Here is a 17,130-nt window from a genome sequence, read left to right as displayed (position 1 = left end):
GGCGGGGCTCGGGAGACGAGGTGCCAGGCGCAGGCGTGGGGCCTACGCGGTTGCGGAGGCTGCGGCATCGCGCAGCGCGCGTGACGCGGAGCACAGGCTGGTGCCGAAGCGGTGCGCGAACTGGCGGACCTGAGCTTCGAGCGTGTCGTAGGAATCCTGGGCAGTCATCTGACCGGAATGCTTGCGGTACCGGTAGACCGGGACGGGCAGCAGGATCCCGGGGGCGAGGCAGGTGACGGCGAGGGCGCAGTAGTCCTCGCCCTGGATGAGACCGCCCATGGGCACCGCGCGCACCAGTTCGGTGCGGGCCAGGATCGTGGTGGGACCGAGCGGGATGGTGTCGGCCGGATCCTTCCAGTACGTCCACACGTCTCCGGCTTCGTGCTGGCCAGGCGGAGTCGGACAGCGCCACAGCGTCGTGGTCCCGTCCTCGTGGAGGTCCTCGCTGTAGCCTGCGCACCAGCCCATCCCGGTCTCCTCCAGCGTGTGCAGCCGCAGCGCCATGGCTCCGTCGGTGAACTCGTCATCGTCATCGGCCCAGTTGACGTACTCGGTGCGTACCTCGTTCAGGGCGAGGTTGCGGGCGCAGGTGGCGCCGACCGCGCGGGGCAGCACGAGGGTACGGACGCGAGGGTCGGCCGCGAGCGGCTCCGGAAGCCGGGCGGGGTCGGCGCCGTCGAGTGCGACGACCGCCTCCCACGGGACGCTCTGACGCTCGAGGCTGGCGTGCATGGCGGCGAGGTAGCCCAGGCGGTCAGGGCGGAGCTGGGTGGCGATGACGACGGTGACTTTGGGGCGGGCGTGCGGGGACAGGGAGTTCTCCAGGAACGGGGGGAAGCGGGGAGGCTGAGTGGCGCTAGCGGCGGGTGGAGAGCCGTACGACGGTGGTGGTCACGGTGACCGGCTTGGCGGGCGGCTGGGTTGCTCGGGGCGGTGCGGTGGCCGGGATCGGGTGGCCGGGCTTCCACAGCACGCCGGTGTCGCTGAACCGGGCGCGGGGGTCGGTGTTCCAGTCCACGACCGGGCCCCTGGTGTGGTTCCGGCAGCTGATGACCTCGACGCCGTGCGGGTGCAGCACGTAGCCCCAGTCCAGGCCGCCGGTGGTGGCCTGCGTGATGAGTTCGCGCTCAGCGGGTGTGCCGTCGGAGTTGATGACGTAGCTGTACTTGCGGCTGGGGAATTCGCTGCCGCCGGTCAGGGCTTGGCGCAGATCGGTGGGGGCGCCGTCGAGCAGGTCCGTGCCCAGCTCGGACCAGCCGTAGTCCACGTCGTCGACGAGGTGCTGGGACATGGCCTCGACGTCTTTAGCGAAGCGGTGCTGGTAGGCGGCGAGCAGCAGGGGCAAGCGCCCGCTGGGGTAGCCGTCGAAGTGGACGTACATGCCGGCGTAGCCGGTCTTGGAGGGGCGGGCGATGAAGGAGCGCGTGGACAGGTGGCCTCCAAAAGGGAGTTGGGAAGGTCAGCGGTGGTGCGCGCGTGCGGTCTTCGGCGGCGCGGGCGGGAGGCCGGTGCGCGCGGCTGGTGCGGCGTGGCGCAGATTCGTGCCGATTCCCTGGGCCGCGAGCTGGCGGGCCACGGCCTGGACGCGCAGGGCGCGGTCGACTTCGCTGTACGCGGTGGGTAGGACGAAGGCGGCCTGGTGGGGGAGGTACTGGAAGCCGTGGGTGTACAGCGTGGTACGGGCCTCGGGCGGCACACTCCCGTACGGCGCCCCGAGCGCCCCGTCGTCGTACCACGTCAACGTGACGACCTTGGACACCTGCGGCGGGGCTTTCCGGTGCGGAGGCTCAGGCTGGTCCTCGACGTTGCGGTGCACGCAGTGCAGGGCGTGCTGGTAGCGGGGCAGTAGCCGTCGGGTGATCTGGGCGGCAGCGCGCACGGGATCGTTGGGGACAGCGATGCCCTTGGGATCCTTGACGCCGACGAAGTGGTGGGGCTTGATCTCGTCGCCGTCCGGCTCGAGCGGGGCGACGACGAACTGGCCGGGGCGCAGCGGCCGGTCGGCCACGTAGAGCAGTTGGTCGTCGGGTCCGTGGAGGACGGCGTCGTGGCCGAGCACGTACTGGCTGACGATGTAGTCGACGTGGCCGGTATCCCAGAGCCGCTCGACGGTGGAGAACTGGTCTTTGTAGTCGGTGTGGCGGTGGTACTCGCTGGTCCAGGCGCCGGGGAGGCGGGCTGCCAGGCCGGTGGCGAAGGCGGACAGGTCAGTGCGGGATGGGGGCATGGGTTCCCAGGTGAGGGCGGCAGTATCGGCGCAGGTGGCGGCGTGTTCGGCGGCATTTGGGAGGCAGTGCGCGCGGGCAGCTGGTTGCAGGCTTAAAACGGGGGCCGGAGGGCGCGGCTGGTACGTGGCGGACCCGGCGGGATGCCCGGGATACGGCCATGGACGGGCGTTGACCGGAGACGTGGCGAGGCCGGCGCGGACTCGGCCGACGTCGGCTCTTGGCCGTGCGGCCGAGGAGCGCTGTCCGGGTGCTCCCAGCTGAACTCGTACTCGTCGTACGAGTCGATCAGGCCCATCTCCAGCTTTGCTTCGCGGTCAGCGACTTGGCCAGCAGCTCGTCCTCTTCTTCTTGGCACTGGCGCCATTCGGCCCATTCCGCGTCCGTCAAGTTCGGGGGGCGCTGCACGTGGTGGTTCTCCTCGGTCAGGCAGGGCGGGGCGGTGATGGGCGCGGTTTCGCACGAGCGTTTCGGGACTGGCGGGAGAATCAGTGCATCCGGGCGTCGGTGTCGAAGAGCCGGCTCTCATGCGGGTGGAGGAGATGCTGGACGATGAAAGATCGCCCGGCGACCTTCCACAGGCCACGGCCCCGGTTGAGGTGCGCGATGGCTTCGGTCTCCACGGAGGTCAGGCCGAGCAGGGCGGCTGCGGCGTGGAGTTGGTCGGTCTCCTGCCGGTAGACGATGCGGGTGGAGCAGTCGGCGAGCAGGCCCTCGGCGAGGGCGCGTCCGCGGGATCCGGCGTCTCCGGCGGTGAGCAGGTCGGACAGGCGGTGGATGACCATCAGGTTGGCGATGCCCAGGCCGCGGGAGAGTTTCCACTGGGACTGCATGCGCTGCAGGAGACCGGGGTGGCGCATCAGACGCCAAGCTTCGTCGTAGACGATCCATCGCCTGCCGCCGCGGGGGTCGGTGAGGGCGGATTCCATCCAGGCGGAGGCGCAGGTCATGGCCAGGACGAGCGCGGTGTCGTCGCCGGAGCCGCCCAGGCGGGAGAGGTCGATGGTCAGCATCGGTGAGTTCGGGTCGAACCGCACGGTGGACGGCGCGTCGAACATGCCGGCGAGGTCGCCGTGGACCATGCGGCGCAGGGCGTGGGCGAGGTCGCGGGCGGCGTCACCGAGGTGGCCGGACATGGCGCCGCCGGCCGTGTCGAGGGCGGCGGGGTTGTTGAGGGTGGCGGCGATGTCGCCGAGCAGCGGGGTGCGGCCGGTGGCGGTGGCGTGGGTGACGACGGCGTCGAGGGCGACGTCGAGCGCGGTGTGCTCCATCGGCATCAGGTCCCGTCCGAGGACGGTACGGGCCAGGGAGCCGAGCAGGAGCAGGCGGCGTTTGCGGATCTCGCCCACCCAGTCGGCCTCGGAGACGCTGTTGGGGCGGGGTGCGGCGTCCAGGGGGTTGAGCTTGCCGGGCAGGCCGGGCCCGAGGGCGATGGAGGTGCCGCCGAGGGCGTTGGCCACGGGCGTCCACTCGCCCTTGGGGTCGCACGGGACGTAGACCCGGTAGCCGAAGGCGACGCTGCGCAGGGCGAAGGACTTGGCGAGGGCGGACTTGCCCTGTCCGATGACGCCAGCGAGCAGGACGTTGGGGTTGGTGAACCCTTCGACCTTGCCGTAGAGGGCGAAGGGGTCGAAGCAGAAGGAGGCTTCGGCGTGGACGTCGCGGCCGATGTAGATGCCCTCGGCGCCGAGGCCGCCTTCGGCGAGGAAGGGGTATGCCCCGGAGGCGGTGGCCGTGGTCATGCGGTGGGCGGGCAGCTTGAGCTTGTTGCCCCGGGCGGAGGCCGGCCCCGGGCGCCCGCTGGGCGGATAGCGGGGAGCGGGTGCTTCCTGCTCGGCGGGCTCCTGCCCGTTCGGGTGGGCGGCGGCTTCGGCGCGGGCCTTTGCGGCGGCTTCGGCGAGCTGGCGGCGGGCGGCCTTGCGGGCGGCACGGTCGGTGCCGTGCGGGGTGAAAAGGGGAGAGGCCGAGGCGCGACGGGCGCGGCGGGCGGGCCGGTGGGTCATCGGTGGTGCTCGATTCCGCGGAAGCTCACGAGGCGCAGCTGGTGGTGTGGCCGGGGAGCGGGGTGTTGAGGTCGGTGGGTGTGGTCTTGCGGCGGATGGCGTGGCCGGCGGCGAGGTGGCGCTGGCAGATCGTCAGCACCGGCGGTCCTTCCGGCAGCCGCTCGGGCTGGCACTCGGCATCAGCGGTGCCGTTGGGCGCCGGTGGTAGCAGGTGGAAGGCGTCATGCACGGCGGCGGTGGCCTGCCACAGCCGGGCATGGGCCGTGGCGAGGTGCCGTCCTGCGGCCGGGTGCGGGGGCCGGGTGGTCTCGGCGAGGTAGTCGAGCAGCTGGTGCAGCGCGGTGAGGTGCGCGTGCAGCACGTCGAGCTGGACGCGGTCGGCCGAGCCCGGTGCCGTCGCGCTGAGCAAGCGGCCGTGGTGGCGGATACCGGCCGTGGCGGCCCGTAGGTAAGGGTGCGCATCGGGGGAGGAGAGGGGTGTCAAGAGAGCAGGATCCTTCCTGCCGGGCAAGGCAGGTGTGGGTTACAGCGCGGTGCGGGCCAGGGGCAGGGCGCCGAGGGTGAGGGCATCGGGCTGCTGGAAGTTGAGTCGACGCAGGTCGACTTGGGCGGTGACGGCGGCGGTTTCGATCTGCGCGCAGGCAGCGTCCAAGAGGGCGTCGGTCTCGGCGGAGACGGTGAGCAGGCCGGTGAGGGCGACGTCGGCGTGGCCGGCGATGAGCTGGCGTTCGCGGACCTTGACGTCGGCGTACTCGATGGAGTCGGCCTCGTTGTCGACCTGGCCGCGGCGGGCACGCTCGTTGGCGTCGGCGATGATGGCCGCCTTCTTCCGCTGCACATCCCGCAACGCCGACTCCAGACCCTGGGGGACGTATATAAGGGAGAGGCTGCGGCGGACGCCGGCGGTGAACATCAGCCCGTGCAAAAAGCCCGGCGAGGTTTCGGTACGGGGCCAGTCCTCGATCCAGTAGGTGGCGTGGCGGGCGGAGTCGGTGATCACCCGGTCGTACTCCTCGACCTGGACCACGGGACCGGCGGCGGCCGGGTCGGCTTCGGCCCGCCCGGATTCCGACCACTGCTGCAGACCGGAGAGGGACTTGGGGTCGTAGGCGGTGCGGACGACGGCGGCGATCTCCCGCGCGGTGAGCCAGCCGGTCACCATCAGCCCGGCGCTCCGGGCGGCCTGCGCGACGGAGGCGGTGGTCTGCTCCATCACCGTGAAAGCCCCGGGAAGCCCACCGCCGGCCTGGCTGATGAGCCGCTTGGCGGCCTTCATGTCCAAGGAGATCGCCAGGTACGCCTCGTGCGGGGCGGCGGCCGGACCTGCGGAGGCGACGAGCTCGGAGTAGACCTGCCCGGCCACCGGGGTCTCGGGGCGGCCCTGCTGGGCCCAGTGCCGGGCGAGGGTGTCGCCGGAGTCAGGGACGGTGCGTTCCAGGACCTGCACGGTGGCGACGTGGCCGGTGCGGGCGATGCCCGCGAGGGCGCGACCCCAGGACGCGACGTTGTGGTTCTGGGTGGCGGGGTCCAGCAGAGCGAAGGCCCGGGAGGAGACGCGGGCGACGGCGGTCAGGGTCTGGTGGTGCGGGTCATGCACCGCGGCGGCGCCGTTCGCCGAGTCGCCGGGGGTGACCACCCGCAGCGAGGCGGTGGTGCCGGGCAGGTGCAGCAGGCCGTCCTGGCGAGGGCGGGAGACCGGACGGGCCAGCCACAGCGTCTGGCCGGTACGCCGCCGGTGGGCGTAGCGCGTGACGATCGGGGCCCAGTCGATCAGGGAGCGGCCGTGCCGGCGGATCGCGACCAGGGCCGCGCTCGCCGCCCACAGCGGGGCCAGGACGATCGCGCCGACCAGCCCGGTGCTCACCACGGTGACCAGGAGCAGGGCCAGGGTTGAGGAGACGAGGACGAGCTGGGGCAGGGAGAGGCCGAGCAGGATGCCGCGCCGGGATCGGTGGGGGAATTTGACCGTGAGGGGGGTGACGGTGAGGTCAGACATGGGCTGTTCCGGGAAGAGTGCGGCGGGCGGGGCCGGGGGCGGGACGCAACCGTGCGGTGGCTGGGGCGTCCCGCCCCCGGCGATGAGAGGGGCGGGGGATCAGATGCCGGTGGGCGGCGGCGTCGGGGTGGCGGGTCCGTTCGCCGCGTTACCCGTGGTCGGCGCGGGCGGGGCGCCTTGCGGCGGGGGCGTCGCACCGGTCGGCGGGGCGGACATCCATCCGCCGCCCTGTCCGGATGCTGCGGATCCCGGTCCGCCGTTGCCGCCTCCGCCCTGGCCGCCGGGACCGCCGCCGAACTGGCCGCTGGTGTCATCGGTCGGTCGGGTCGGCGGGGGCTGGACGGCCTTCTCCAGGCCGCTCTTGGCTCCGCCGCCGGAGGAGCCGCCGTTTCCGCCCTGGCTGCCGCTCTGCCCACCGCTGCTGGTGGGGGCGATGTCGCCTGGGAAGCCGCCGGGGATGGCATCGGGGCCCTGGGGAGCTGCGCCGCCGGCGGCACCTGCTCCAGCGGCGGCGCCGCCGGTTCCGGCTGCTGCGGCGGCCTGGGCGCCCTTGCGGGCGGCGCGTTCGGCGTGCTGCTTGGCGATCTGGGCACCAGCGCCGCCGGCCCGGTGGATCTCCTCGCCGCCGCTCCCTTCCGCTGCCCAGTGGACGAACTTGAAGGTGGCGTAGGGGCAGAGCAGGACCAGGACCATGATGACGATGCCGGACATGACGTCGGCGAGCGCGCCGAGGCCGTCCTTGGGGTCGGACTTGCCCATGGCGGAGATCCCCAGGAGGAAGACCACGGTCATCAGCAGCTTGCTGCACACGAGCGTGGCGGTGGCTTCGATCCAGCCCCGCCGCCAGCGGCGGGCGACTTCCCAGCCGCCGCCTGCTCCGGCGAACACGGCGAGGGTGACCATGACGAGGATGCCGACCTTGCGGACCATCATCACGCACCAGTACAGGAAGGCGCCGATCGCGGCGCCGATGCCGCAAAAGGCGCACACCAGCCAGCCCAGCGGGCCGAGGGCGCCGAGCTGGGAGACCTTGACCATGCGCCGCACCGCGTCGGAGAGCGAGGATTCCGCGGCCTTGAACAGCCCGTCGGACAGCGCGTCGACGACTTCGATGGCCACGGTGGTGGCGGCGATAGCGGAGAAGGCGAACAAGACGCCGCTCATCGTGCCGGTGAAGGCTTGGCCGAGGGCTTGGCCGTCGCGTTTGACCGCGGCCCGGATGAGCTGGGCACAGAAGGTGGCGACCAGCAGCACGAGGCCGATCGGCAAGATCAGCTCGTAGTTGCTGCGGAACCAGCCGGCGCCCAGGTCCACGTTGGTCGTCTTGTTGACGGCCTCGGCGGCGAGGTCGGCCGCGGCGGCGGCCAGTTGGCCGGTGGATTTGGCGATCCAGTTGCCGATGCCTTCGGTGATCGCCTTGCCCGGGTCGGACACGAAGTCGATGGCGTCGGCCGCGGCGCAGAGTTTGCCCGCGACGGGTATGGAACAGAAGTCCACGGAAAGGTTTCCTCCTTTCTTCGGTCAGTGGCTCGTCACGGGGCGACGCTGGGGGCGATGGAGACCAGGGAGCAGTCCTGGGAGGGGCGGCACTGCACGGCGAGGGTGACCGAGCGGTCCTCGGCCCCGCCGCCGCCCTTTTTCCAGCTGATCTGCTGCTTGCCGGTGACGGTGATGGCGTAGATGTACGCCTCGGTGATCGCGGAGGGGTTGTCGGCCAGGGCCTGCTTGAATGCCGACGGGTAGTGGACGTCGGTGACCGTCGTGGTGGCGTACTGGGCGTTGTCGGCCATGCGCGACCACAGCACCGGGTCGGGGACCTGGGCGGAGATGGAGGACCAGTCGGTGTACTTGGTCTCCTTGGTCATCCACGCGTTCATGCCGGCCAGTTGCTGGTCGCGACTGGTGGTGCGGGTGTCGTAGGACCACAACATCACCGCGGCGGCTTTGGCGTAGGCCAGTGGGTCGGCCAGGTGCGGGGGCCTGGGCACCGAGCCCGACCCGGGTGCGGGCTTCGGTGGGGCCTCCGGCGAGGAGGGGCTGCTCGCGGCGGACGAGGTGCTGTCATCGTGGTGCTGGTCACCGCTGCTGGTGGCCCATGCGGTGATGCCGGCGACGGCGAGCAGGACGGTCAGCACGAGCGCGCCGACAAGGATGCGGCCCTTGGTCGACCAGGTGGCGCCGTAGCCGGAGAGGGACGAGGGGAAGCGCGGCATCAGTGGACCTGCGACCCCAGCGCGGAGAAGAAGGCGACGATGCCGTTGGCCGCGCCCAGGCCGAGGGCGGCGCCGGCTGCGACGACGGCGCCCTTCTTGCCGTTGGCTTCGGCCTGGTGGCCGCCGGTGTGGTGGCCCCAGGCCCACACGCCGAGCGAGACGGCCAGCGCGCCGACCACGGCCACGATGCCGAAGAGGTTGATCGAGCTGACCACGTTCTTCAGCACCGACAGGCCGGGCAGGCCGCCCTCCTTGGGCGTGACGCCTGGGTCGTAGGCGAGGGTGATGACGCGGTCTGCGAGAGACATGGGTATGGCGGAACTCCTTGCAGACGCGGGCAGGTTGCAGCCCACGGTGTGAGGGGAGAAGAAGGGGGACGGCGGCGTTCGGGGAGGCGTCCGGGCGCCGGTCAGACCGCCGGTCACCGGCGGAGGGTGGGTCAGACGACCCGGCGAGCGGCGAGGATGTCCCAGTCCTTGATCGGCTCGATCCGGACGGGCTTGGTGGTGCGCGGCGCGTTGATCACCAGACCCGCACCCATGTACATGCCGACGTGTTCGGGGACGGCGGCGGTGCCGCGGGTGAACAGCAGGTCACCCGGCTGCAGTTCCCTGGGGGAGACGGGCTTTCCCTCGTTGACCTGGGTGTAGGTGGTGCGGGTGAGCTGGATACCGGCGTGGGCGTACGCCTGCTGCATCAGCGAGCTGCAGTCGCACCGGCCCATCGGGTCGGGGCCGTGCGGGGCGGTGCACTCGCCGCCCCACTGGTACAGCGTCCCGAGCTGGTGCATCGCCCACTCGATGGCCTTGCGGGCCTTGGGGTTGGCGTCCTTGGGGATCGCGTAGCCCTTGGGGACGGTGCCTTCCGGGATCGGCCCGTAGCTTGATCCGTCGTCGCCGGGCTTGCAGCCGCCCGGGTTCTGGGCGGGAGTGTCTTTGCCCTTGTCCTTGGTGTCCTTGCTGGTGGTGGTGTCCTTGCCGCCGCCGGGCAGGGTCTTGACGATGGCCTGCTGCAGGGCGCGGGCGAGTGGTTCCCACTGTGCGTAGGCGTTGGGGAAGCCGGATGCCTGGACGGCCTGGGCGGCCTGGGTGACGGTCATCTGCTGCCAGCCGTGCACCTCAAGCAGGGCCTTGTAGAAGCGGGTTGAAGCGTAGACCGGGTCGCGGATCTGCTCGGGTGTGCCCCAGCCCGCGCTGGGGCGCTGCTGGAACAATCCGAGGGAGTCGAGGTCTCCGTAGTTGAGGTTGCGGATCCGGGATTCCTGCATGGCGGTGGCGAGCGCGACGATCTGTCCGCGTTCGGGGACCTTCAGGGAGATGCCGGTGGCCACGATCGTCTTCGCGTTCGGGATCTGTTCGGCGGGCAGGTCCAGGCCCTCGACGTGGACGTCCTTGCTGGAGTTCTTGCCGCCGAGGATGGAGGCGACCTGCTTGGCGACGGCATCGGTGTTGATGTCCGCGCCGGTGGTGCAGTCCGCGAACTTCGCGTGAGCGCCGCCGGATCCGGCCGCGGCGGTTGCCGCGGCGCCGGCGAGAAGGAGGGGGGAGAGGCAGACGACGCCGAGGACGGCGGCTATGCCCTTCAACCCGCTCCGCCTCCCGGCAGCCGCTCGTGACGCGGTGGCCGGATTTCAGGCAGGGGAGGGTAGGGGTGGGTCACTGCGGTGTCCTTCGAAGTGAGCCCTAGCCGCGCATGTGCGGAAGGTGGAAAGGGTGCGGCGGCCAGGGTGGTGGGTGAATCGGGGCCGGCGGGCGGGGCGCGAGTGGCAGCTCGTGCCTTGAGCCGGACTGGCAGGTCAGGTGGACCGGGACAGGGCGAACCTCCGTAAAGGCATGGGAGAGGGAAGGAGCCAGCAGCGGTGTGCGCCGGGCGGTTCCAAAACAGTAAGCGGCGATCCCCGGTTGACGAAATAGTCGGTGATCAAGGCTTGATTCCAGGGTTTTTGCCGGGCGATACGGCTCAACCGGGGATCGTGACCTACAGTTTTGACTCCCTCCCCCTCGCGCCCCGCCTCTTCGGCTTGCGGGCCTTTGTCCTGCCCGCATTCAGCCACCGGGATCACGCGCGGGCCGGAGCGGCTCTCCCTCTCATCTCCTGACCCGGATTGGGGTTTCCCCTTTGCCTTTTTCTCTGCACCAGGGCGACGCGCTGAGCGTTCTGTCCGGCCTGCCGGACAACTGTGTCGACTCCGTCATCACCGACCCGCCCTACAACTCCGGCGGCCGGACGGCGAAGGAGCGCACGAGTCGCTCGGCCCGCCAGAAGTACGTCTCCGCCGATGCCCGGCACGCACTGCCGGACTTCGTGGGCGAGAACATGGACCAGCGCTCCTACACCCTCTGGCTCACCCAGATCATGACCGAGGCGCACCGCCTCACCAAGACCGGCGGGACAGCGCTGCTGTTCACCGACTGGCGTCAGCTGCCGGCCACCACCGACGCCTTCCAGGCAGCCGGGTGGCTGTGGCTCGGCATCCTGACCTGGCACAAGCCCCAGGCCAGGCCGCAGAAGGGCAAGTTCCGCCAGGACTGCGAGTACATCGTTTGGGGCGCCAAGGGCAAGATCGACGCATCCCGCAATCCCGTGTACCTGCCGGGCCTGTACAGCGCTTCGCAGCCCTCGGGGAAGAACCGCCAACACATCACGCAGAAGCCGGTGGAGGTGATGCGTGAGCTGGTGCAGATCGCTCCGCCGGGCGGCACCGTCTTGGACTTCTGCGCCGGCTCCGGCTCGACGGGCGTTGCTGCCCTGCTGGAGGGGCGGGACTTCATCGGCGTGGAGAAGACCCAGCACTACGCCGAGGTAGCCGCCGACCGGCTCACCGAGACCCTGCGCCACACCCTCACGCAGGACGACGTCACGCTCTCCGCCTGACCCGCTGTCCGGCGTACGGCATCTGAGGCCGTGTTCTGTGCTGTGCGCCGGGCTTTATAGCAGGCAATCCCCGGTTAGCGAAACCGGGGATTTTCTGGATGGTTGTAGCCGCATCTCATAACCCACGGCTGCGGCTGCAAGGAGACCTATTCGTGCCTGAATCCGTCGACCCCCGCGACGAGGGGGAATTGGAGCCCGTCCGCCTTCCGGACTCCAACCTGGAAAGCATTGAGGCCAGCGTCCGCAAGCTGATGGAGCAGTCGGCCGAGCAGGCACGGCAGCTCGACCACCTGGCCGCCGCGCCCGCCCCGTCCCCCTCGCCGTTCGCCGCCTTCGGTATGCCGGGCCTGCCCGGCATACCGCCGCTGCCCACCGCTCCGCCGGAACCGCGCCCGATCCTGGAGCTGGAGGGCGAGGAATACGACAACGAGCTGGACGCCCTCTCCGACTGGGTGGATGACTTCCTGATGCCCACGTATGGCGCCGAGGTGACCACCGCCTCTCCGTGGTGCCAGCAGTGGCAGGAGCACGACGACGTCGTGGCCTGGCTGCACGCTCTGTGGATGGCCTACCAGCAGCACAAGGACCCTGAAGCCGGCCCCTCCGGCCCCTTCGTGTGGCACCGCGACTTCCTTACCCACGCCATGACCACCGTCCGCGCGCCGGGGGGACCGCTGTCGGCGTGCACGACCGACCCCGACCGGCCCGCCCACCGCCTGCTGCCTGGCCCGAAGCCCTCTCTCCGTTCGGCACGCGCCGACTCCGAGGAACCGGAGGACAACACCGGCGCGGCCGAGGTCGGCTCATGACCGGCCGGCCGGCCTTCGGCCTGAGCTTCGACCCCCGCGCCCTGACTGACCTGCTCCAGGCCCCCAGCGACATCCGCGACCTCGCCCTCGCCCAGCTCCAGGACGTCGTCAACGCCGAGCTGTTCGGCGGCAGACTGGCCGGCGACCTGGAGGGCTACCGCAAGGTCTATGTCGACTCGCGCAACGCCTGGCGCATCGTCTACGCCCAGCGCCCCGCCCCCGCCGGCTCAGCCCACCGCACGGAGATCCACGTCGTCGCTGTGCGGCAGCGCGCCGGATACGACGTTTACGACACCGCCCGGGCCCGCCTGGGCATCACCCGGCGCCCCATGAGCACGCGTACCCACGCCGCCCGTGCCCGCTCCCCGCAGTTGGGCACTCATCGGCCGCAGCCGAAACCGGGCCCGCCGTACGCAATGCCCGGCTTGCCTCAACCCGCAATCGTCCCGCCCCTGTCGAAAGGCCCCGTCCGTTGACGACGACGTCCCCCATCCTCCTCGAATCCCTTGTCACCCGCCTGTTGGAGGCCGAACCGGTCCAGGAAATCCCGCACCACCGACGGCTGCTGGACACCTTCATCGAGATCCAGCAGCTCGACCAGCAGATCCTCGACTTCGTCGACACCGACACCCCCACCGGAGCCTGCCCCTTCGGTGACCTGGTGGAGTTCACCCACCTTCTCCTCGCCCGCGTGGACGCCGGCGACGAACTCCGCCAGCTGCTGTCCTCGCCCTGCTGCTCCGCCGCCACCACGGCGGACGGCGCTCATGCGGCCGGCACCGACGCACCGGATCCGACCCAGCCGGAGCCGTCGGACAGCATCGTGCACGCGTGCCTGAACGTTTTCGCCGACCTCGGCGACCCCGACGCCATGGCCTCCACTGACCTCGTCGCCGAGCTGCGGCGCCTTCCCGGAGTCGCCGAAGGCCGCTGGCACTACGCCGAGCTCACCCAGGCGCGCCTGGCCAAGCTCCTGGCCCGTTACGAGGTCTCCACCCGCGACATCACCCTCCCGGACGGGCGCCGCCGCAAGTCCTACCAACGCACCGCCCTCCGGGCCGCCCTGCGAGACCGCCTCTGCTGAGCCACCCCGCCGTTCACCTCACGCGTCCGGCGCGGGCGGCGGACTGGCACCTGATCGACGCCCTGCACCGGCAGTGCTCCCCGGAGAACCTCCTGCGCCGCTGGGGCCGCACCCTCATCACCCGCCGCCATGTCGAACGCCTGCTGGAGCACAGCACCTGCTGGATCAGCCTCGACAGCTCCGGCTGCCCCCTCGCCCTGACCTCCGCCGGGTGGCTCAGCCACGAAGCCGGCGTCGTCGACCTCGCACTCCAGGTCGTCGACGCTCACCAGCGCCGCGGCATCGGCACCGCCCTGGCCCGGCACGTCGCCGATCACGCTCGCATCCGCGGCGCTCACACCCTGCCGGTGCACACCAACGCGGCCAACACCCCGATGCTCCGCCTCCTGCGCCGCCTCGGCCCCTTCCGGCACGTACGGGACGGCACCCGCATCGACGTCCGCGTCGCGCTGAGCACCGCACCGTGACACCACTCCAAGGAACATCTGCACTTCATGTCCACCACCCGCGCGCCGACGCTTGCCACCAAGGCACGGACGGCGCTTGACCACCGCATCGAGGCCGCCACGGGCCTCAGCGTCGACCAGCTGTGGGAGCACCGCGACCGCGGTCTCCTCGATGCGCCTCGCGCCCGCCTGGTCGACGCCCACCGCAACCTCGCCCAGGCCGAGACGTCCGTGACCTTCTACCGCGTCCTGCTGAACCGCCTGACCTCCGGCGAATTCCCTGTCGACAAGGCACTCTTCGCCCGCATCGACCGCACCGTCGACCAGTTGGAGGCTTCCGCCGGCACCCGCGACGAACACGAACGGTCGGTTCTGGCCGCCTTGGAGCCCATCGAGACGGCTGCATGTACGCAAGTCCCAGCGGAACTACGGGAGATGGCACCAGCGGACGTCGCCGCTCTGCTGGCCATCGCCCAAGGCGCCAAGCTGCACGAACACCTCCTCACCCAGCGGTTGTCGGTCGTCACCGCCACCGGAACCCGCGTCGCCTACAGCCGCTTCCAGCGCCTGGAAGAGTCCGGCCTCGTCCAGCGGGACACCTCCCACCCCGTGCACGCCGGGCAACCGGTCACCCTCACCGATGCCGGCCGCACCGCGCTGTCCGGATCCCGCCACGCCAACCCGCCGGCCGCGCCCGCTCACCGGACCGGCGCCTGGCCGCCGACCGCCGCCGCCCGCGGCACCACTGGCGCCGCCCGCCGCCACTGACCCGAAAGCTCTTATGCCGCACGACGAACCCGACTTCCTGCACCTCGACGGCTACGAAGCCGAGACCCCGCAGGTCGAGGAGCAGTTCTGGCAGCACATCGAAGGCGAGCAGGACATGCTCACCGTGCTGGCCGAACACCACACCGACGACGCCCGGAACAGCTTCTACGTCCTCCACAACGGCGCCGTCACCTGGGGCATCCCGGGCGAGCCACAGATCGTCGCCCTGCACCTGCAACGCGACCCCGAGGCACGTACGTTCCGCTTCGAGCACGCCGAACTGCCGTTGCCGGCGATGGCCCAGTCCTGGCTGATCGCCCGAGGCTGCCCGAAGGAGACCATCCGTCTCCCGGACGGCATGGGCACGCGGCCGGCCGACGAGGCCACCCGTGCCCTGCAGGAGCGGTTGATGACCGACGGCGATCACTTCGCCCTGCTGACCAGCTACACCGACGACACCTCGGCCCGGCCGGAGACGGTGGTGCTCCTGCGGGCCCTCGACGAGCGGTCACCGCTGCCCTTCCGGGTCCTGCTGGAGGAAGCGGACTTGGACGCGGGAACGCACACGCTGCGCGAAGGGGGATTCGCCACCTTTGAGACCGCCACCGAGTGGTGGGAGAACCACTTCGCCGGCGACGCCGCCGCTCTGCCGATCGCTCCACCGCCCGTGCGCAGCCCCGTGCCCACGGTGCCCGCGCGGCCTGCGCCGACTGCACCACCGCGCGGCAGAGGCCGGTGACGATGTGGTCCGCGCTCACACGGCGGCTGCCGTAGGAAGCGTCATCCCCCGCGTGGGCCGGAAACATAGCAGGCAATCCCCGGTTAGCGAAACCGGGGATTCTCCGGACCCTTGTATTCACCCCGCACGGCATCGCCTCGGGGTTCATCTCCGTATTCCCTCATCTGGCTGGAAGTCAATTCCTCATGCGCTCTTCCCGAATGACTGTCTGCGCCGCCGTACTCGGCGCACTGTCCATGCCGCTCGTCGCCGCCACCACGGCCAGCGCAGCCCCCGCCGCCGCACCGATTGCCGCGGCTGTTGACTGCCACCGGGCCGGACCCTGGGTGATCGGCACCAACGCCGTCACCATTCGCTCCAAGGCGACGACGAAGTCCACCGCCGTCGGCGTCCTGTACCGGAGCCACAAGTTCACCGTCCACAAGAGCAGCGGGAACTGGCACTACATCACCGACCGGACCACGGGCGTTACGGGCTGGGTGTCCGGCACCTACGTCTACCGAGACGTCTACATGTGTTTGGACTAAGCCCCCGCCCGTAGCCGTATTGGCTGCCGGGGAGGGAATTCCACTGAGGCAGACCAGACCCATTCCATTGCCGGAAAACTCACCGTGAGGAGCTGGCTGTGCCCGACGACGACGTGATGGGCATCATCACCCAGCAGATCGAGGCCCGATTCCAGATGAACCTGCCCGAGCTGGGCCAGGTTGTTGCGGCAGCCCCCAACGCCAACCAGCAGGCGACAGAAGTCATCCACTGGTACGGCCTGTTGGCGGAGTCCCAGGCGGCGGTGGAACGCGCCGAAGACGACCTCGTCGCCGTTCTCGTCCAAGATCCTGTACCGCTCGACGACCCGGCGATGGATCTCGCCCACCGGTTGAACGCGGCCGTCACAGCCCGGGACGGCCGCGCCATGGTCGTGCGCTTCCTCCTCGACCCGGCCGCCCCGGGCAAGCAGGGGCCCGGTACCTGGCGCGGCGTCACCACGGCCGCAGCCCGGAGACCGGCCCTGCAGACCACTGCGCCGACACGTCCGGCCACCGCGGCCGTCCCGGTCCGGGGAGCGGCACGATGAGCGTGACCACCAAGCCCAGCAGCCAGGACCGGCGGCTCGAAGAAACCTTCGGCGCCGCCATCGGCGAGTTGTACGCGACAGCGACGACCGAGGAGGCGTCGGCGGCGTTGCGGCGCGCGCTGGAGCTGCGCAGCTTCCTGGCCCTCGCGGAGGAACAGGTCGCCCGGGTTCGCGACCGTGTCCACCGAGCGACCGACCCCGGCCGTGACATGGGTGAGCTGTCGGCCGACGACCTGCGGATGGATGCCCAGTGGATGGAAGCGGCGCTGGACGCCCGCGACGGATACCGCGTCGCCCTGAACGAGCTGCTGCGCACCATGCCCCCTGCGGTCACCGGCCCGCCACGCCCCGTGCAGTTCGCCCAGCCGAAGATCAGCATCGCCCTTCCCCCGGCCGCCCCGGTACCCCCGCGCGCCGGGGCGGTCCGGGCCCGACGACCCTGAAAGGGGGCTGATTGCCCCACACCACGTCCCAGACCGTCGCCGAACGCATCGAAGCCCTCTACGGGCAGCCGCTCGCCGCTCTTGAGGCCCACGCAGAAGCCACTGGCCACGACAGCATGCTGGCCGCCCTCCTCGGCAGCCATGCCGACCTCGCCCTCGCCGAGCGGAACATCGACTTCCAGCTCGAACGCCTGCGGCAACTCGCCGACCCCGACCGCGAGATCGGCCGCTTCGACGCCGGCCACATCCTCGACTGCGCACGCCGCATCACCGAATCCGTCACCGTCCGCGACGCCCACGCCAAGAGCGTGAGCGCGGTCCTCGCAAGCCTGCGCCGCCTGCCCGCCCCGGACACCAAGGTCCCGACAGCGGCCCCGCCGACAGCGCTGGCACCCGCAGCACCCGCCGCCCGTACCCGCTGACCGCTCAGCACCCCCTTTCTCCAGGAGTTCCCC

The 17,130-nt window shown here is 70.9% G+C and carries 21 protein-coding genes; 11 read left to right on the top strand and 10 right to left on the bottom strand.

Annotation, left to right across the window (positions count from 1 at the left end; translation table 11 throughout):
• Nucleotides 1-42: 42 nt before the first annotated feature.
• The 10 genes from ACWD4B_RS01415 to ACWD4B_RS01370 all read right to left on the bottom strand — a co-directional run bounded on the left by ACWD4B_RS01415 (nt 43) and on the right by ACWD4B_RS01370 (nt 10,022).
• On the bottom strand, nt 43-777 hold the full coding sequence (locus ACWD4B_RS01415; protein ID WP_451418876.1) for a glycosyltransferase: 735 nt from the start codon (nt 775-777) through the stop codon (nt 43-45).
• Nucleotides 778-856: 79 nt separating this feature from the next.
• Complete coding sequence (locus ACWD4B_RS01410; RefSeq protein ID WP_451418815.1) at nt 857-1,381, bottom strand: hypothetical protein; 525 nt, start codon at nt 1,379-1,381, stop codon at nt 857-859.
• Nucleotides 1,382-1,459: 78 nt separating this feature from the next.
• Nucleotides 1,460-2,227, bottom strand: a complete 768-nt coding sequence (locus ACWD4B_RS01405) for a hypothetical protein (RefSeq protein ID WP_451418814.1) — start codon at nt 2,225-2,227, stop codon at nt 1,460-1,462.
• A 486-nt stretch (nt 2,228-2,713) separates the two neighbouring features.
• Nucleotides 2,714-4,228, bottom strand: a complete 1,515-nt coding sequence (locus ACWD4B_RS01400; RefSeq protein WP_451418813.1) for an ATP-binding protein — start codon at nt 4,226-4,228, stop codon at nt 2,714-2,716.
• 25 nt (nt 4,229-4,253) lie between these two features.
• The gene (locus ACWD4B_RS01395; RefSeq protein ID WP_451418812.1) at nt 4,254-4,712 is read right to left on the bottom strand and encodes a DUF6238 family protein; all 459 of its coding nucleotides are present in this window, start codon (nt 4,710-4,712) and stop codon (nt 4,254-4,256) included.
• 39 nt (nt 4,713-4,751) lie between these two features.
• Nucleotides 4,752-6,224: an SCO6880 family protein gene (locus ACWD4B_RS01390; RefSeq protein ID WP_451418811.1), complete on the bottom strand. Its 1,473-nt coding sequence runs from the start codon at nt 6,222-6,224 to the stop codon at nt 4,752-4,754.
• 99 nt (nt 6,225-6,323) lie between these two features.
• Entirely contained in the window at nt 6,324-7,721 is a 1,398-nt protein-coding gene (locus ACWD4B_RS01385; RefSeq protein ID WP_451418810.1) for an SCO6881 family protein, read from the bottom strand.
• A gap of 35 nt (nt 7,722-7,756) precedes the next feature.
• The gene (locus tag ACWD4B_RS01380; protein ID WP_451418809.1) at nt 7,757-8,437 is read right to left on the bottom strand and encodes a hypothetical protein; all 681 of its coding nucleotides are present in this window, start codon (nt 8,435-8,437) and stop codon (nt 7,757-7,759) included.
• Complete coding sequence (locus ACWD4B_RS01375; RefSeq protein WP_451418875.1) at nt 8,437-8,751, bottom strand: DUF6112 family protein; 315 nt, start codon at nt 8,749-8,751, stop codon at nt 8,437-8,439. The genes ACWD4B_RS01380 and ACWD4B_RS01375 overlap by 1 nt, the downstream gene beginning before the upstream one ends.
• Before the next feature lie 125 nt (nt 8,752-8,876).
• Nucleotides 8,877-10,022, bottom strand: a complete 1,146-nt coding sequence (locus tag ACWD4B_RS01370) for a C40 family peptidase (RefSeq protein WP_451418808.1) — start codon at nt 10,020-10,022, stop codon at nt 8,877-8,879.
• Between the two features lie 533 nt (nt 10,023-10,555).
• Between ACWD4B_RS01370 and ACWD4B_RS01365 the strand changes: the two genes are divergently transcribed.
• From ACWD4B_RS01365 to ACWD4B_RS01315, 11 genes are all read left to right on the top strand, one after another.
• Nucleotides 10,556-11,311, top strand: a complete 756-nt coding sequence (locus ACWD4B_RS01365; protein ID WP_451418807.1) for a DNA-methyltransferase — start codon at nt 10,556-10,558, stop codon at nt 11,309-11,311.
• 152 nt (nt 11,312-11,463) lie between these two features.
• On the top strand, nt 11,464-12,120 hold the full coding sequence (locus ACWD4B_RS01360; protein WP_451418806.1) for a DUF4913 domain-containing protein: 657 nt from the start codon (nt 11,464-11,466) through the stop codon (nt 12,118-12,120).
• Nucleotides 12,117-12,596 carry a hypothetical protein gene (locus ACWD4B_RS01355; RefSeq protein WP_451418805.1) on the top strand — a complete coding sequence of 160 codons (480 nt, stop codon included), beginning with the start codon at nt 12,117-12,119 and terminating at the stop codon, nt 12,594-12,596. The genes ACWD4B_RS01360 and ACWD4B_RS01355 overlap by 4 nt, the downstream gene beginning before the upstream one ends.
• A complete protein-coding gene (locus tag ACWD4B_RS01350; protein WP_451418804.1) occupies nt 12,593-13,204 on the top strand; it encodes a DUF3631 domain-containing protein in 612 nt (203 codons plus the stop codon). The genes ACWD4B_RS01355 and ACWD4B_RS01350 overlap by 4 nt, the downstream gene beginning before the upstream one ends.
• Nucleotides 13,198-13,671, top strand: coding sequence for an N-acetyltransferase family protein (locus tag ACWD4B_RS01345; RefSeq protein WP_451418874.1), 474 nt, complete (start codon nt 13,198-13,200; stop codon nt 13,669-13,671). Before ACWD4B_RS01350 ends, ACWD4B_RS01345 begins: the two co-directional genes overlap by 7 nt.
• Nucleotides 13,672-13,698: 27 nt before the next feature.
• Nucleotides 13,699-14,418 (top strand): hypothetical protein, encoded by a 720-nt coding sequence (locus tag ACWD4B_RS01340; protein WP_451418803.1) that lies wholly within the window; start codon nt 13,699-13,701, stop codon nt 14,416-14,418.
• 13 nt (nt 14,419-14,431) lie between these two features.
• The gene (locus ACWD4B_RS01335; RefSeq protein ID WP_451418802.1) at nt 14,432-15,157 is read left to right on the top strand and encodes a hypothetical protein; all 726 of its coding nucleotides are present in this window, start codon (nt 14,432-14,434) and stop codon (nt 15,155-15,157) included.
• 185 nt (nt 15,158-15,342) lie between these two features.
• Nucleotides 15,343-15,684 carry an SH3 domain-containing protein gene (locus tag ACWD4B_RS01330; RefSeq protein ID WP_451418801.1) on the top strand — a complete coding sequence of 114 codons (342 nt, stop codon included), beginning with the start codon at nt 15,343-15,345 and terminating at the stop codon, nt 15,682-15,684.
• A 98-nt stretch (nt 15,685-15,782) separates the two neighbouring features.
• Nucleotides 15,783-16,232 (top strand): hypothetical protein, encoded by a 450-nt coding sequence (locus ACWD4B_RS01325; protein WP_451418800.1) that lies wholly within the window; start codon nt 15,783-15,785, stop codon nt 16,230-16,232.
• Nucleotides 16,229-16,675, top strand: a complete 447-nt coding sequence (locus ACWD4B_RS01320; protein WP_451418799.1) for a hypothetical protein — start codon at nt 16,229-16,231, stop codon at nt 16,673-16,675. Before ACWD4B_RS01325 ends, ACWD4B_RS01320 begins: the two co-directional genes overlap by 4 nt.
• An 11-nt stretch (nt 16,676-16,686) precedes the next feature.
• The gene (locus ACWD4B_RS01315) at nt 16,687-17,097 is read left to right on the top strand and encodes a hypothetical protein (protein ID WP_451418798.1); all 411 of its coding nucleotides are present in this window, start codon (nt 16,687-16,689) and stop codon (nt 17,095-17,097) included.
• Nucleotides 17,098-17,130: the final 33 nt, after the last annotated feature.

The organism is Streptomyces sp. NPDC002536, from assembly GCF_053594995.1.
The sequence above is the reverse complement of the archived record's forward strand: the minus strand, read 5'-3'. Positions and strand labels throughout refer to the sequence as shown.

Bases quoted from the DNA above. Each gene is read 5' to 3' on its own strand.
- ACWD4B_RS01380 (WP_451418809.1), bottom strand. From the start codon at position 8,437: ATGCCGCGCTTCCCCTCGTCCCTCTCCGGCTACGGCGCCACCTGGTCG.
- ACWD4B_RS01390 (WP_451418811.1), bottom strand. From the start codon at position 6,224: ATGTCTGACCTCACCGTCACCCCCCTCACGGTCAAATTCCCCCACCGA.
- ACWD4B_RS01405 (WP_451418814.1), bottom strand. From the start codon at position 2,227: ATGCCCCCATCCCGCACTGACCTGTCCGCCTTCGCCACCGGCCTGGCA.
- ACWD4B_RS01410 (WP_451418815.1), bottom strand. From the start codon at position 1,381: ATGTACGTCCACTTCGACGGCTACCCCAGCGGGCGCTTGCCCCTGCTG.
- ACWD4B_RS01355 (WP_451418805.1), top strand. From the start codon at position 12,117: ATGACCGGCCGGCCGGCCTTCGGCCTGAGCTTCGACCCCCGCGCCCTG.
- ACWD4B_RS01335 (WP_451418802.1), top strand. From the start codon at position 14,432: ATGCCGCACGACGAACCCGACTTCCTGCACCTCGACGGCTACGAAGCC.
- ACWD4B_RS01340 (WP_451418803.1), top strand. From the start codon at position 13,699: ATGTCCACCACCCGCGCGCCGACGCTTGCCACCAAGGCACGGACGGCG.
- ACWD4B_RS01320 (WP_451418799.1), top strand. From the start codon at position 16,229: ATGAGCGTGACCACCAAGCCCAGCAGCCAGGACCGGCGGCTCGAAGAA.
- ACWD4B_RS01330 (WP_451418801.1), top strand. From the start codon at position 15,343: ATGCGCTCTTCCCGAATGACTGTCTGCGCCGCCGTACTCGGCGCACTG.
- ACWD4B_RS01400 (WP_451418813.1), bottom strand. From the start codon at position 4,228: ATGACCCACCGGCCCGCCCGCCGCGCCCGTCGCGCCTCGGCCTCTCCC.